This is a genomic window from Verrucomicrobiia bacterium, from assembly GCA_026414565.1.
In the GTDB taxonomy this organism is placed as follows: Bacteria; Verrucomicrobiota; Verrucomicrobiia; order Limisphaerales; family Fontisphaeraceae; genus Fontisphaera.
This window is the reverse complement of sequence record JAOAIT010000018.1, coordinates 329,166-344,107: the sequence shown is the minus strand read 5'-3', so window position 1 is coordinate 344,107 and position 14,942 is coordinate 329,166. Positions and strand designations below refer to the sequence as shown.

The following is a 14,942-nucleotide window of genomic DNA, read 5'->3' as shown; positions in this document are numbered from 1 at the left end:
CCCTGCCTCACACGGGCACGATGGATGGTTGCCCTACAGGCCCCGGCGGCCGGCCTGGTTATGGACGGGTGCCCGATGCCAGCGCCTCCTGCATCACCGACATATACCTCTGCACGGTTTTTTCCCAGGTAAATTCCCGCACCGTTTCAGCCACGGCTTCGCGTGGGCGGGCGGCAGCCCAGAGGTCCAATAGCGCCTCCGCTAGAGCTGCCGCATCGCCAGAGGGGACCAGCCTGCCGGCGTTGGGCGTTTGAATAATTTCCGGCACCCCGCCTACTGCGGTGGCCACCACCGGCAGTCCGCAGGACAGTGCCTCCAGCAACACGTTGGGCGTGCCTTCCGCGTAACTCGTCAGGCACAACCCATCGGCTGCGCGCATGAACTCGGCCGTATCCGCCTCCGAGCGCCGGCCCGCCAAAATCAACGGGACCCGCCAATGCCGGGCACGCTCGGCGAGTGTGGGCCCCAATGGCCCATCCCCCACCATGACGAGATAAAATGGCTCGCCCAGCCGCCGGTACACGATGCGCGCGGCCTCCACTGCCATCAGAGGATTCTTCACCGGCAAAAAATTACCCACCCATAAAAGAATGCGGGCGTCACGCCTCAGGGCCAGGCGCTGGCGTACTTGTTGGCTGTCACCCGGATGAAACACCTGGGCATCCACGCCGTTGTAAATGACGCGTAACCGGGCTGCATTGAAACCGGCCTCCTCCAATGTTTTCGCCAGATGCCGGCTACGGGCAATTAAGAAGGGACAGGCCTCTAAATGCCTTTGCATCAGCCGCCGTCGCACCGGGTGTTGGAGGTATTGATGTACATCCGAACCTTGCGCGATGGGAATAAGCGGCACCCCCAAGGCTTCCGCCAACGGTTGAACCGCGCAGGCATCCGGATACAACCAGGCCGCCAGCACCAGGTCAAAAGGCCAGCGTTGATGCAACTGTTGCACGTAGGGGCGCACCCGGCATTGCATCAGCCAGGCATTCCACCGGCTGCCCACCTTCGGTAGATACCATGCTGGCGGGTATATGGGCTGCACGGCGTCATCCTCCGGTAGTGCCCGACGGTGCGGCCGCGTCAGGAAAGGCCAGATGGGCCTCGGCGAAATCACCCGCACCTCGCAGACTGATTGCAGGCGGCGTATCAAACGGGCATTGGGCAGGCCGCGTCCTGGTTCAGTACGATCGGGGTATAAGTTGGAAAAAAACAACACTTTCATGCCAGGGCAGGGGGGGGTGGGTAGCGGTAGTTGCGATACTGACCGGGACTGCCGGAGCACCCGGCCTCGGCGGCATGGATGATGTTTACCAGTTCGCGTGCTGTCACATAATGAAGCTGCCAGGCGCCCTCCCGGGCACGCGTTTGCAGATAGTTGTGAAAGGATTGCATGGCATCCCCCAACAACATTTGGTAATTGCGGGGAATCCCGCCATGGGTATGCAATTTGACGATGCCCCACTCAGGACGCCCTTGCACGTGCACCCACAACCGCTCCCAGACGGCCACGCGATGGGGTTGAGGGGGATTGGCCCCGGTCAGGTCCCCATTTTCCAGCCTTGGCAGAAGTCCCCATTTCCGCCAGCGCCAATTAAGTCCCAGGGGCCCTTGCACCAGCAGCAATTCTCCCAGGTGTGGTCGCTCCAGGTCACCGCTGCCTGCGCGTACCGGCTCTCCTTCGTCAAAGGCGCGGGGACGGCCATGGCTGCGAGCGTAATAAATGCGGTTAATGATGCGGCTTTGGGTGGGACTGGGGGCCGAAGGCATGGTAAAATCGGCATAACACCCACACGCGCGCAGGACGGCCAGTTCATCAATCACCCCGCAATGGCGTCCTTCAGGATGGGAATGGTCCAGCGCCCAGTCTCCATGCACGAAGCCAAAGCGGCAGGCCCCATCCCTGTCCTGTGTCAGCCAGCCGTGGCGACGCAGGAGCGCTTTGCCTTGTTCCAGTTTTTCGCGCAGCCCCGCGGCCGTGTCTCCTTCGTGGTGAAGATGGATTTCCACCTCGGCTCCCGTCTGGCGGCAGAGGTGTGAGAGCCGTTCCACCAGAGAAGCATCGTATTGTTCAATGGGATAGAAAAAGGTATGACGCGGTGGGATGCCATCTGCGTCGGCGAAGTTTTCAATGGACTTGGGGAATCTGACCTCCCATTCTCGCAACCTCTCTTGCGCGCCGGCTTCATTGGTGTCATGGCGTAACTCGAAATGATCGCACAGACAGAGCAATAAATGCCGCGGCCCGTTGACCGTCGGCCGCGGCGGCTGCTGTAAATAAGCAAGGCCCCATTTATCCAGCGCTTTGAGCATGGGTTTCAGGTGGAGAGAGTGTGCTCCAGCCGCGTTGCCCTCCATGGCGCAGGTAGTACCAAAAACCTGCCACCGTGGCGGCATTCAGAAATACAAATCCCGCCGGCAGCATCAAAAGCCGGTTTTTCCGTTGCGGCCAGAGCAAACCGAGAAAGGCACCCAAATAAAACGCCGCCTGAAGGTACAGCCCGACCGAATATAAGGGGGACGCACCTGCCAGCCTGAGATTAACCATCAGCAGCACCAGAAGGCCCAGCGGCGCCCACAGCCGCAAATATTTATGGCAAAGCAAGGCCCACCACAAACGATTGCGCCATGGTAGCAGCCATTGCGGATATCGAAAAAGCATTTGGAAATTTCCGGCCAGGGTCCGGCGCTTGCGTTGAAATTCGCGGCCCACCAATAACGGGGTGCTTTCCCAAGCATGGGCGTCGGGGGCAAAGGCAACGCGCCATCCCCTTTGCACGATTTGCATGGGGATCACGACGTCGTCCAGGATGGTATCTGATGGCAACGGTACAAACAATTCCCGGCGGATGGCATAAATAGCCCCGGTGCAGCCAATAGTTGAGTCCCAGCGGCTTTCCGCCTGCCGCAGGAACTTCTCCAACCGCCAATAAACATCCACGCCACTTCCGACATTGTCGGCGGGTGGATGCAGGGAATAATTTCCCGAAACAGCACCCACTCCGGGCTGCATGAGATGGCGCACCAGGCAGGCGATGGCATCAGGCGCAAATTGCTGGCGGGCATCAGCAAACACAATCACCTCGGCGGTGGCCGCCGCCACACCGGCATTTAATCCGGCTGCCTTACCCTGCCGCGGGAATTGCTCCAAAACCTTCACGCGATGGCCTCCCGCCACTCTGGCCAGATGAGCCGTGGCATCCGTACATCCGTCTGTTACGACGATAAGCCGCAGCTTTTCCGGGGGATAGGTGGAAGCCAGCAGATTTTTTACGCGTGCTTCAATACGCTGCGCCTCGTTGTGGGCCACCAGGATGATGTCCACGTCTGGCCAGGAGGGCGGCGGCGGCGGGGCGGCCGGCGTGGGGCGGAGGCGGCTCAAGGCCGCCATCAGCAACGGATACCCCAAAAAGGAGAAAATCAACAGGCTGGCGGTTCCCCAGAAAATCAGGATGAGCAGCCTGTCGCTCATGGCAAATCACCTTTGGCCGGATAAAGCCAGGCCGGGTTTCGCGCGGGGAATTACATCCGTTGCAGGGCCAATGTCCATATCTTGACCACCCCGTAAGTGCTCAACAAAATCAACGCTACGTCCAAAATTCCCAGACGATACCAGAACTTCGGCAGGGCCTTGGGAGCTGGGGGAGGCGTTGCTGGCGGCGGCGCTGGGGCCATGGCCAGGGCTTCCAATCCGGTAGCCACGCGCAGAGTTGACGTCGGTGAGGCATCGGCAGACACAGACGCCAGGGCGGCGGCCGGGGTGGGTGTGGTACGCGCCATTGCCGGCGCCGCAGGCAGGAGCGGCATCGCCGCACTCGCTTCGGCCTCCTGCATTGTCGCCAGTTCCTGCTCCTGGGTGATGCGCTCGCGCAAATGCCGGTGAAAGGCTGAGATGCAGGCGACGGTCACGAAAAACACATTTTTATAGGCCCATCCGATCATCCAGGAGGACGCGGCATAACTGACCAGAATGACCAGGAGAACCCGGCGCAAGCGCTCATCTTCCGGGTCACTGACTCGCAAGGTCAACAAGGAGCGAAAACAGGCGTATAAGACTCCCACAAAGAAAACCAATCCCACCCATCCTTGTTCTGCTCCAGCCTCCACATAAGAGCTGTGGGGGGCCTTGAAATAGCCGTGCCGGCGCTGGAAAGCCTTGCCAAACTCAAATAATCCCACTCCATAACGTTCATTTTGCAATTTCTCCAATCCAAATTGCCAGGCCAGCAGACGGCCGCGAATGCCCTCCTCCTGCCGAGGCACACGCAGTTCTTCCATGCGGGGGAGTTTTTGCAGGGCTGCCCAGCCGGCCGTGAGGGCCAGCAACAACACCAGAATTTGAACCACCTTTGGGCGGCCCACTGTCAAGCCGGCTACCACCGCAACAAAGGCCGCCAGGAAGGCTCCTTTGCTCAGGGTTAGATACAGGCAGACCAATGGCAGGGCCAGGGCCAGGAAGCCCACTTCCTTTACGAAAATGGGCCGGCGCCAGATGAAAAAGAAATAAATCATGCCCAAGAGGGGCACCACACTATGCCCCAGCGCATTGGGGTTGTTAAAAATGGACAGGGGCAGAGCCAGGCGCCCTTTGCAGGCATACATGGTATAATACTTGGCTTCCAGGGGGTCTATGCCAATCTGGCTGGCCAGTGCCAGAAGCACCACAAAACCAATGCAGGCTGCCCACCAATATAGAAAACGCCGCAAACGCCACACATCGGTGAGGGCGAGCACGATGACGAAGTAAATGATGAACAAATTACGCGCCAGTTTGTAATTCTCGCTGTCGGAATAGACGAAGAATGTCAGGTACAGAAAATACAGCAGCATCAGCCAGTCCTGCGGGCTTCGCAGCAGTGAGCGCCATTGGACTCCGCGTTCCCGCAAAAACAGGGAGGCAATCGCAAAAATCATCACTGCCGTCACCGGCCGCAGGGAGGACAAGAACCCCGACCACTCCTGCGGGCGGACGTAGTAAATAATTAGATAAAGGACAATTGCCGCAAAATCCATGTGCAGGCCAATAATAAACCCATCTGCCGGAACAGCGGTAGGAGAAAATGCCCGGGCCGTCCCGCCGGCCGCTTGGTTGACAGGCGCTGCATTGGGTCTCTGCAGCGTGCGTTTTTAGTTGCTTCAGACTTTGCGGATGCTGGGAGATGTGGCAAAATCCTCAGCAGGTAGAGCGTCGCGGACAGCCCATTATGCTTGGTTGAAGATTCACCATGGATGTGTTGCCAATAATCGCCGGGAAAATGCGGGCTGCTGGCCAGTCTGAGGCAGCCGTGGCGGCCTTTTTACAAGCCGTAAAAAGGGTGCAGGCGGGGGATGACGGCTACTGGCGTGAAGAGGAGATTCTCCCGGTTGCCGAATTGCCTCGTTACGAGGATTTGCCTGCCCACAAAGCCCCGGGGGAAGCGTGGGCAAAACTGGCCATCATCAAGCTCAACGGTGGCCTGGGCAGCAGTATGGGCATGCAAGGTCCCAAATCGCTTCTGCCAGTTAAAGGGGGCGATTGTTTTTTGGATTTCATCGCCCGTCAGGTGTTGCACTGCCGCCAGGGTGGCCCCAGCCCGCACTTTTATCTGATGAACAGCTTTAGCACCCGCGCGGAAAGTCTGGCTTGTTTGCGACGTTATCCCGCTTTGCAACAGGGGCAGGACCGCCTTGATTTTATGCAACACCAGGTCCCCAAATTGCTGGCCTCTTCCCTGGCTCCGGTGGAATGGCCGGCAGACCCCCGCCTGGAGTGGTGTCCGCCCGGGCACGGGGATTTGTATGCTGCACTGCCTGGTTCTTCTTTGCTGCGTCAATTGCAGCGGCAGGGGGTGGAGTGGCTCTTCGTCTCCAATGCCGACAACCTGGGGGCGATCGTAGATGACCGGATACTTGCCTGGCTGGCGCAGAACCGTTTTTCTTTCGTCATGGAGGTTACCCCTCGTTTGCCTGTGGATGCCAAGGGGGGGCATTTGGCCCGGCGGCGGGATAATGGCCGTTTCATTTTGCGGGAGGCTTCACAATGCGCCGCGGAAGAGGTGAAATATTTTGAGGATACCTCCCGGCACCGTTTCTTCAACACCAACAACCTGTGGATACGCCTGCCGGCGTTGGCGGAGTTATTGGAGCGGCATCAAGGCGCGCTGCCGCTGCCCTTGATTAAAAATCGCAAAAATGTGGATCCGCAAAATCCCGCCTCGCCAGCCGTGTTGCAATTGGAATCCGCCATGGGGGCGGCCATAGAATTGTTTGATGCAGCGGCGGCGTTGGTGGTGCCGCGCAGCCGCTTCGCCCCGGTGAAGACCACCGAGGATTTATTGGCTGTTCGCTCCGATGCTTATGTGGTCACCCCCGATTTTCGACTGACTTTGGCCCCGGAACGCGGCGACCATCCCCCCCAAATCAAGCTGGATCCCCGGTATTACCGATGGATTCAGGATTTTGACCGGGCGTTTGCCGAAGACCCTCCTTCACTGCTGTATTGCGAGCGTTTGGAGGTCATTGGCCCCTGGCTCTTTTCTGCTGGGGTGGTATGCGAGGGCAGGGTGGTTTTTGCTAATTCAACCGACGTACGCCAGCGGGTGCCGCCCGGCCGGTATCGTGATACAACCATCCGCCGGTAGGCTCAGGCTAGGGCTTGGGCACGCGAATCAAAAAGAGGGCATTCGCCGCCGGGCGTTCCCGGCCTTGAGAGGGGCTGTTGACAATCCGGCCATTGACCCACATCGAGGCCGAGCCGCCACCGTCCAGGTTCAGGGCATCCGTGCAGCCCAGCTTGACAAAGTACTCGGCCAGCTCGCGGTAGGTCATGCCCAGAGAATGGCGCGCCTGACGGCCATCCACTTGCACGAAGAAATAATAACGGTCGTTGAACCCAAAGGCGCTGCGGGGATGTCGCACCTGAATGCCATCAAAGTCGCGGGGTTTGCCGTTTTTTACCAGGGACGGACCGCCGCCGATGGCCACCTGTGCCCCTTTCAGGTTGGGGATGGTATCAGTGCTAATCTTCAGCACCATGCCCTCCTTGAGTTCCGGCAGATCGCGCAACTGGCGCGGGCTGAGGGACAGCACCATGATGTTGGTGTTTAATTTGGAGTACCCGTTCTTGTTGATGGCCTTGACGCGCGCGTTCAAGGTCTGGTTGATGCGCAAGGGAAGCCATGGATCCTGGCCGTTTCGCTCCAAAATCAAATCCACCCCCTCGATGCGGGTATCTGGCCCGGCCGCCGCGGTATAAAGCACGGCCTGCCCGGTCATGGGCGTTTGGTTCAGCCCAAACGGGGTCACTTTGCCGTTGGGCCAGGTGACCTTGAAATCGCTGATGGCGTTGGTGATTTGTGGGTTGCCCTTGGCATCAATGAAGAAAAAGGCTCGGTCTTCGCCCGGGGCACTAATCAACTCGCCGCCCAACATGATGTGGAGATTCAAGGGATCCCCAACGTAAGGCTCGCGCACGCCGAAATAATCACCGTTGATGCCGGCCAACGGCTGGCCCACAGACGGGGGAATGAAGCCCGCCTGTTGAGACAAAGTGGCCATGCCAATGTATCGGCCGCCTCCCAAGGTGGTGTAGAGACGCAAGTCTGGATGCTTGCGATCCACTTTGACGATATACACGGCCATGGGAATTTTCGGATTGAAATCCGTATAGAAGGCCATGCCGGGGCCGTGCCATTCGTCGCCGGCTTTGGCCGTCCCACCCAGGATCACCCAGGCAGCCAATACCACACCTGCCAGGAGGCCCCCCGGCAGCTTTCCCAACGTCCTGCTCAACATAGTATTCGTTGGATTAGACTACCTAAGAGGCATTTTTATGCAAAAAAAATTAAAAAATGCTCTCCTTCGCGGGCTGCCCGCTGACGCAAAGGAGTATTTTTGGCTCTTACCCAGCAACAAGGCCCCCGCCGACTATCCGTGGTATCTACTCTTGGGCGAGGCTTATTTGGCTGTCAGCTCAAAGTTAACCGTCTGGTCTTGTTCTGCGACGGTTACCTCTTTGGCCAGTTTGCCGGCCTTGCGGTGAAAGACTTCCACGGTATAGGTGCCCGGAGGCACATTGCGGATTTTGAAGGTGCCGTCTTCGCCGGTGACCGCGAAGTAGGGATGATCAAAGATGGCCACGTAGGCAAACATCCAGGGATGGACATCGCATTTGAACCGCACCAGCAGCTCATCGGTCTTTTCAAAGGATCTCTCGATGATGGGACCATTGGCAAGTTGAGCCACATTTTGCGGGCGTTTCTGCACGTCCGGGGTGGGGGCATGGTTGACATTGTGCAGAAAAGGATCCGAGTTTTTGATATGCACTTTTTGCCGGGCCATGGCGGCGGTGATGTAAGGGACAAATTCGCACCCCTTTTGGTCAATGACCACCGGCGTGTCCGGCACGGGGTACGTTTTACCCGGTGGCAGGCCCTTGCTGATGTAAACCACCACGTCGGCGAGAGCCCCATCCTTCCCAACGACATAAAAGCGTGTCGTGGCATCCGGACGGGCCACTTTGCCGCAGGTGGGATCGCTTTTGCTGATGGGCAGCGGCTTTTCCGCGGGGGGAGTGCCCTTCAAAGTGACTTTGCCCACAATATCTGCCGCGGGGCATGGAGTGGCGAGGCCCGCCGCCAGTCCGCCGGCCAGTATCGCTAATTTTAGTGATTGCATGGACACAATGCGAGTCTTCACGAGTACAAACATAATGGCAGCTTTTGGGGGGTGCAACTGAATGTCGTTGCCAAGCTGGGCTTAGGGAACATCCTTGAATGCTAAAAAGATGGTGCGCATAGCAGGACTTGAACCTGCACGGGTTACCCCACTACCACCTCAAAGTAGCGCGTCTGCCAATTCCGCCATATGCGCACCCGTCAGGAGAAAATATCCTCAGTACCGGCGCATTCTGCAAGTGGATTTTTCAGCGCGTGGGACGGCTCCCCAGCGGGCGCCGATGTGTTCCCGCTTGCGTGGGCGGCAGGGTTGGCGTAGGGTCAGGGCCAGTTGCGCATGAAAGTTTACATTGATGGTAAATACTATAATGAGAAGGACGCCAAGGTCAGCGTCTTTGATCACGGTTTGCTTTACGGGGACGGGGTTTTTGAGGGCATTCGGGCGTATCATGGGCGGGTGTTCAAACTCAAAGAACATATCGAGCGCCTGTATTGGTCGGCAAAGGCCATCCTCTTGGATATCCCCATGACGCCAGCAGAGATGACGGAAGCCGTTTTGGAAACCTGCCGTAAGAATCGTTGCCGGGATGGCTACATCCGCCTGGTGGTGACTCGTGGCGTGGGCACGCTGGGGTTGAATCCCAACCGTTGCAAGCGGCCCTCGGTGATCATCATCGCCGGCAAAATTCAGTTATATCCGCCCGAGCTGTATGAGCAGGGGATGGCGATTGTGACGGTGCCCACCACCCGCAATCTGGTCAATGCCGTGAATCCAGCGATCAAATCGCTGAATTACCTCAATAATATTCTGGCCAAGATCGAGGCCAATAATGCCGGCGTGGAAGAGGCCATCATGTTGAATCAGGAAGGCTTCGTGGCGGAGTGCACGGGGGATAATATTTTCATCGTGCGACAGGGGCAGCTATATACCCCGCCTCTCTCGGCGGGAGCGCTGTATGGGATTACGCGCAACACAGTGTTGGATTTGGCGCGCGAGCGGGGGATCCCCACCGCCGAGATTAATTTGACGCGCTATGATCTTTATATCGCCGACGAGTGTTTCCTGACGGGCACCGGGGCGGAAATCATACCCGTGACCCGCATAGACGGACGAGTCATTGGCCAGGGGCGGCCGGGGCCGGTGACGCGGGACTTGATCCAGCGGTATCACGCGTTGACGCGGGTGTCCGGCGAGCCAATTTAACCCAACAAAACCCTGCGGCCATGCTTTGCTCCCTTTGCAAGAAAAAGCCGGCGACCGTGCACATCACCCAGATTGAGGGCAACAAGATGCACAAGCTGGATTTGTGCGAAGACTGCGCCAAGGAGCACAAGGTGGATGCGCCCAGTAATTTCAAACTCGCGGACATGTTGTTGGGCCTGGGAGCGGCCGACGAGGTGTCCGGTCCGGGGCCGGAAGAGCTGGTCTGTCCGCAATGTGGTTTTACCCAGGCGGACTTCAAGAAGCTCGGGCGTATGGGGTGTGCCATGTGCTATCAGGTGTTTGGGCCGGGACTGGAAGACCTGCTGCGCACCATGCATCGGGGGGTGCGGCATACCGGCAAGGTGCCGCGGCGCCTGCAGGAGGCCGCTGCACCGAAGGTGGATGTGACCGAGCAAATCCGCCAGTTGAGCCAGCGGCTGGAGCAGGCGGTGGCGCAGGAAGATTTTGAACTGGCCGCCCAGTTGCGCGATGAGATCAAGGCCTTGAAGGCCAAAGCCGCCAGCCGGAGGAGCGGGGAATGAAGCTGCACGAGTTTTTAAGCCCGGCCACCGAATCGGCCCGCCGGCGCGGGCCTCAGGACCGTATCGTTTCCTCGAGTCGTGTGCGGCTGGCGCGCAATTTGCGGGACATCCCCTTTCCCAATCATGGCAAAAAGCCGGATCGCCTCCGCGCCTTGGAAATAATCCAGCCGGCGGTGATGTCGCTGGCCTCCATGACCGGCGCCTTTGCCGAAACCATGGAAGAGCTGACGCCCCTGGAAAAACAGATTCTGGTGGAGCGGCATCTGATCAGTCGCGAGCATGCCTCCAAGGGGGCCGGCAGCGGTCTGGTGTTGAGCCGGGATGAAGTCATCGCGGTCATGATCAATGAAGAGGACCATCTCCGCATGCAGGCGCTGCTGCCCGGCCTGCAACTGCAACGGGCCTGGGAAGTCATTGACCGCTTTGATAGTGAATTGGAAGAGCTTGTGGATTACGCCTTTGACCGGAAGCTGGGTTATTTAACGGCGTGTCCCACCAATCTGGGCACGGGCATCCGCGTGAGCGCCATGCTGCACCTGCCGGGTCTGGTGTTAAACGAGCAGATCGGCCAGATCATCCAGTCGGTGAACAAACTGGGATTGGCGGTTCGTGGCCTTTACGGGGAAGGCACTGAGGCCTTGGGCAATGTGTTTCAAGTCTCGAATCAGATGACCCTTGGCGAAGATGAGGCCCGCATCCTGGCCCGGTTGGAAAAGGTCATCGCCCAAATCATCATGCACGAGGAAAATGCCCGGGCGGTGCTCATGGAGAAAAAACCGAAGGTGGTGTTGAATCATATCGGACGGGCCTACGGCATCCTGGCCAATGCGCACAGCATCAGCTCCAAGGAAACCATGAACCTGCTTTCCTTGTTGAAGCTGGGCATGGACCTGGGACTTTTTCCGGGCACCGACCGGGCTTTGGTGGACGAAATGTTTTTAGTTACGCAACCGGGGCATTTGCAGCAGCGCCATTCAGAAAAGCTAAGTGCCGACGAAAGGGACATCCTGCGCGCCGATATGCTCCGGGAAAGCCTGGCGGCGGTGAAACGTCCTCTCAGCAAACCGCCTCCACCCTCTGCGGCCGCCTAAAACTTTCGTATCCTGTTGTGGGTGAAGTGGTTACGTATTTAAAAAAAGTTTTTGCCTCTTGCCTGATTATTCATCATAGTAAAAGACTTAATTGGTTGGATGTGATGATTTATGAATTTGGAATTGTTCAAAAAGGCGCTGGAGAAAGTTAAAAACCCAAATATTTTGGTCAACGTCGTTTCCAAGCGGGTACGGCAGCTCAATTCCGTCGGAGCGGCCAGTCGTCCCCTGGTGTCGGACACCGCCAATCTCAGCCCGGTGGATATTGCTCTGCGTGAAATCATTGAGGACAAACTGTCTTATGAATTACCGCTGTCCACCGATGTTTTGGTGGGCTCAACAACACCGACGACCACGGGGGGCGGCTCGGGACGCCGGCGGCGCAAGAGCTGAAACCTTTGCTAGAGAAGGCCAGCCGCTGGCTGGCACCCCCGCCAGAAGGCCGGCCTTCTGGCTTTTTTTATGTCCACTATCCTGACCAACCCCACTGCCCGACGGGATTATCACATCCTCGAAACCGTCGAGGCCGGGCTGGTGCTGCGGGGGACGGAGGTGAAGTCTTTGCGGGCGGGCCGGGGGCAAATCCGTGATGCTTTTGCGCGGGTGGAAAACGGGGAGGTATGGTTGTACAACGCCCACATTGATGAGTATTCATTTGGCAACCGGCATAATCATGACCCCAAGGCGCGGCGGAAACTTCTGCTCCATCGCTCCGAAATTCGTAAACTTGCCCAGCAGGCCGCGGTAAAAGGTCATGCGCTCATCCCCCTGGATTTCCATTGGAAGAAAAACCGGGTCAAGGTAACCCTGGCGCTGGGCAAGGGCAAGGTCCAGCATGACAAGCGGGAGGATTTGAAGCGGCGGGAGGACGAGTTGCAGGTGAGGCGTGCAGTGATGCACCGGCTGAAGAATCGGCCTTGAGCCGTGCTATATTGAGCTCATGAAGATTATCATGAGCGGCGCCAGTGGCTTCATCGGCAGCACAGCGCGAAGAATTCTCACCGAGGCAGGTCATGAAGTGCTGGCTCTGGTCCGCCGCCCGCCCGGACAAGGGGAGGCGACGTGGCAGCCGGAGGAGGGCCTTTTGGACCCGGCAATATTTTCGGGCGTGGATGGGGTGGTCCATCTGGCCGGCCACAGTGCAGCCAGTCAAAACCGTTGGACGGAGGCGCACAAGGCGCGCATTCGCCAGAGCCGCGTCCAGGGCACGCGTCTAATTGCCGAGCGCATGGTCCAGGCTGGCCGCCCGCCGCAGGTGCTGGTGTGCGCCTCGGCAACTGGTTATTACGGGGATCGGGGTGAGGAATGGTTGGAGGAGACATCCCCCGCCGGTAAAGGATTTTTGGCAGAAGTTTGCCAGGCCTGGGAGGCTGCCGCAGAACCGGCGCGGGCTGCCGGGATTCGTGTGGTGCATTTGCGCATTGGCGTGGTGCTTGGGCCTCAGGGCGGGGCACTGGCGCAAATGTTGCCCTGGTTTCGATGGGGCCTGGGAGGGCGTTTGGGCAACGGCCGCCAGTGGTGGAGCTGGTTGACCTTGGAAGAGATGGCCCGGATTATTCAATTCGCGTTGGAGAACTCTGCTTTGACTGGGCCGGTTAATGCGGTGAGTCCACAGCCCGTGACCAATGCGGAATTTACCCGCCTGCTGGCCCGAACTTTGCAGCGGCCCGCATGGGCGCCTGCACCGGCGTTTTTCCTGCGGGCCTTGTACGGCGAAATGGCCGATGAATTACTGCTGGCCAGCACCCGCGTGAGGCCGGCAGCGCTGCTACGGGCAGGGTACTCATTTCAAGCGCCGGAATTGGAAGCCGCTTTGTCTGCCATGCTCGTGCGGCGTTCTTGACCCTGCTCCTGGGTGTCGGCATTATCCCGGCATGCTTTCCAAGGTTTTCTCGGCGGCGGTGCAGGGCATTGATGCGTATCCGGTTGAGGTGGAAGTCAATGATGGGTATGGCGACATGATGAACATTGTCATCGTGGGCCTGCCGGATGCTGCCGTCAAAGAATCCCGCGATCGGGTCGTTACCGCTCTCGAAAATTCGGGTTTCCGGCTTTCGTTGGGCAAGGTCACGGTGAATCTGGCGCCTGCTGACGTCAAAAAGGAAGGCCCCAGTTTCGACCTGCCCATTGCGGTGGGCATGCTGGCCGCCAGCAGCCAGATTCAACTCTCCAAGCCCGATGCCTTCCTGATGGTGGGGGAGCTGGCTCTGGATGGCACCGTGCGGCCGGTCAAAGGGGTTTTGCCCATCGCCTATTGTGCCCGGCAGACCGGCAAGACAGCCCTGCTGGTGCCGCCGGAGAACGCGGCCGAGGCAGCGGTCGTGCAAGGTTTGCAGGTGATCCCAGTGCGAAACCTGCGGGAAGCCGCCAGTTTTATTGAGGGGCAGGCCGCGATTGCGCCGGTTCAGGTGAATGTGGAGCACCTCTTTGATCAACCTCCCGTGGACGAGCTGGACATGGCGGAGGTGAAGGGACAGGAATCCGTCAAGCGGGCCCTGGAAATTGCCGCGGCAGGCGGACACAACATCCTGCTGATAGGGCCGCCGGGCACGGGCAAATCCATGCTCGCCAAGCGGTTGCCGGGCATCCTGCCGCCGCTGACCTTGGAGGAAGCCCTGGAAACCACCAAGATTCACAGCATTGTGGGCTTGTTGCGCCCCGGCCAGGCGCTGGTGACGGTGCGGCCGTTTCGCAGCCCGCATCACACCGCCAGCGATGCGGGTTTGTTGGGCGGCAATGTCAATCCCACTCCCGGCGAGATATCCCTGGCCCATAATGGGGTGTTGTTTCTGGATGAACTGCCGGAGTTCAAACGCAGCGTGTTGGAAACGATGCGCCAGCCGATGGAGGAGGGGAAGGTGACGATTTCCCGCGCGGCGGGGACGATGACTTTTCCGGCCCAGTTCATGTTGGTGGCCGCCATGAATCCCACGCCCGATGGCAAGATGCCGGGCGAATCGCGCTGCTCGCCGCGCGAAATCCAGAATTATTTGGGGCGCATTTCCGGCCCGCTATTGGACCGCATCGATTTGCATATCGAAGTGCCGCAGGTGAAATTCCGCGAAATGACGTCCGCCCGCCCGGGGGAATCCTCGGCGGCCATTCGCGCGCGGGTGGTGGCGGCGCGGCGGCGTCAACTGGAGCGTTTCAAGGGGCGGGGCATCACGTGCAATGCCCGCATGGGCACCCGGGATTTGAAGCAGTATTGCGCCCTGGATGAAAACACCCTTGAGTTGCTAAAACAGGCCATGACCCAGATGAACTTGAGCGCGCGGGCTTATGACCGCATTTTGAAGGTGTCCCGCACCATTGCCGATTTGGAGGGAGCCGAGCAGGTGGGTTGGCACCACGTTTCGGAGGCGATCAATTATCGCAACTTGGACCGCCAGTTGTGGGGATAAGACGTCCTCTCCAGCGGTGCGGTTTTTCATCGTCAGAGGTGAAAATCGTTTTG

General features: G+C 58.9%; 14 protein-coding genes and 1 tRNA gene. 8 read left to right on the top strand and 7 right to left on the bottom strand.

Annotated features, from left to right (window positions below; all coding sequences use genetic code 11):
- Positions 1 to 58 precede the first annotated feature (58 nt).
- The 4 genes from N3J91_05520 to N3J91_05505 all read right to left on the bottom strand — a co-directional run bounded on the left by N3J91_05520 (position 59) and on the right by N3J91_05505 (position 5,010).
- Positions 59 to 1,222, bottom strand: coding sequence for a glycosyltransferase (locus N3J91_05520; protein MCX8155898.1), 1,164 nt, complete (start codon positions 1,220 to 1,222; stop codon positions 59 to 61).
- On the bottom strand, positions 1,219 to 2,310 hold the full coding sequence (locus N3J91_05515; protein ID MCX8155897.1) for a hypothetical protein: 1,092 nt from the start codon (positions 2,308 to 2,310) through the stop codon (positions 1,219 to 1,221). Before N3J91_05515 ends, N3J91_05520 begins: the two co-directional genes overlap by 4 nt.
- Entirely contained in the window at positions 2,291 to 3,322 is a 1,032-nt protein-coding gene (locus N3J91_05510) for a glycosyltransferase family 2 protein (protein ID MCX8155896.1), read from the bottom strand. The genes N3J91_05515 and N3J91_05510 overlap by 20 nt, the downstream gene beginning before the upstream one ends.
- 197 nt (positions 3,323 to 3,519) lie before the next feature.
- On the bottom strand, positions 3,520 to 5,010 hold the full coding sequence (locus N3J91_05505) for an O-antigen ligase family protein (GenBank protein MCX8155895.1): 1,491 nt from the start codon (positions 5,008 to 5,010) through the stop codon (positions 3,520 to 3,522).
- A gap of 242 nt (positions 5,011 to 5,252) precedes the next feature.
- Here N3J91_05505 and N3J91_05500 point away from each other — a divergent pair, with 242 nt between their 5' ends.
- Complete coding sequence (locus N3J91_05500) at positions 5,253 to 6,617, top strand: UTP--glucose-1-phosphate uridylyltransferase (GenBank protein MCX8155894.1); 1,365 nt, start codon at positions 5,253 to 5,255, stop codon at positions 6,615 to 6,617.
- Positions 6,618 to 6,624: 7 nt separating this feature from the next.
- On the opposite strand, the gene N3J91_05495 is transcribed toward N3J91_05500, so the two are convergent.
- From N3J91_05495 to N3J91_05485, 3 genes are all read right to left on the bottom strand, one after another.
- Complete coding sequence (locus tag N3J91_05495) at positions 6,625 to 7,770, bottom strand: phosphodiester glycosidase family protein (protein MCX8155893.1); 1,146 nt, start codon at positions 7,768 to 7,770, stop codon at positions 6,625 to 6,627.
- 162 nt (positions 7,771 to 7,932) lie between these two features.
- Complete coding sequence (locus tag N3J91_05490) at positions 7,933 to 8,673, bottom strand: carboxypeptidase regulatory-like domain-containing protein (GenBank protein ID MCX8155892.1); 741 nt, start codon at positions 8,671 to 8,673, stop codon at positions 7,933 to 7,935.
- 89 nt (positions 8,674 to 8,762) lie between these two features.
- Positions 8,763 to 8,847, bottom strand: a tRNA-Leu gene (locus tag N3J91_05485).
- A gap of 141 nt (positions 8,848 to 8,988) precedes the next feature.
- Between N3J91_05485 and ilvE the strand changes: the two genes are divergently transcribed.
- The 7 genes from ilvE (at position 8,989) to N3J91_05450 (ending at position 14,889) form a co-directional block, all read left to right on the top strand.
- Positions 8,989 to 9,855, top strand: coding sequence for a branched-chain-amino-acid transaminase (gene ilvE, locus N3J91_05480; GenBank protein MCX8155891.1), 867 nt, complete (start codon positions 8,989 to 8,991; stop codon positions 9,853 to 9,855).
- Positions 9,856 to 9,875: 20 nt separating this feature from the next.
- Complete coding sequence (locus N3J91_05475; protein ID MCX8155890.1) at positions 9,876 to 10,397, top strand: UvrB/UvrC motif-containing protein; 522 nt, start codon at positions 9,876 to 9,878, stop codon at positions 10,395 to 10,397.
- Positions 10,394 to 11,488 carry a protein arginine kinase gene (locus N3J91_05470; protein MCX8155889.1) on the top strand — a complete coding sequence of 365 codons (1,095 nt, stop codon included), beginning with the start codon at positions 10,394 to 10,396 and terminating at the stop codon, positions 11,486 to 11,488. The genes N3J91_05475 and N3J91_05470 overlap by 4 nt, the downstream gene beginning before the upstream one ends.
- A 111-nt stretch (positions 11,489 to 11,599) precedes the next feature.
- Positions 11,600 to 11,881, top strand: a complete 282-nt coding sequence (locus N3J91_05465; protein MCX8155888.1) for a DNA-directed RNA polymerase subunit omega — start codon at positions 11,600 to 11,602, stop codon at positions 11,879 to 11,881.
- Positions 11,882 to 11,950: 69 nt separating this feature from the next.
- Positions 11,951 to 12,409 carry an SsrA-binding protein SmpB gene (gene smpB / locus N3J91_05460; GenBank protein ID MCX8155887.1) on the top strand — a complete coding sequence of 153 codons (459 nt, stop codon included), beginning with the start codon at positions 11,951 to 11,953 and terminating at the stop codon, positions 12,407 to 12,409.
- Between the two features lie 19 nt (positions 12,410 to 12,428).
- Positions 12,429 to 13,331, top strand: a complete 903-nt coding sequence (locus N3J91_05455) for a TIGR01777 family oxidoreductase (GenBank protein ID MCX8155886.1) — start codon at positions 12,429 to 12,431, stop codon at positions 13,329 to 13,331.
- A 31-nt stretch (positions 13,332 to 13,362) separates the two neighbouring features.
- Positions 13,363 to 14,889 carry a YifB family Mg chelatase-like AAA ATPase gene (locus N3J91_05450; GenBank protein MCX8155885.1) on the top strand — a complete coding sequence of 509 codons (1,527 nt, stop codon included), beginning with the start codon at positions 13,363 to 13,365 and terminating at the stop codon, positions 14,887 to 14,889.
- The last annotated feature ends 53 nt before the right edge of the window (positions 14,890 to 14,942 follow it).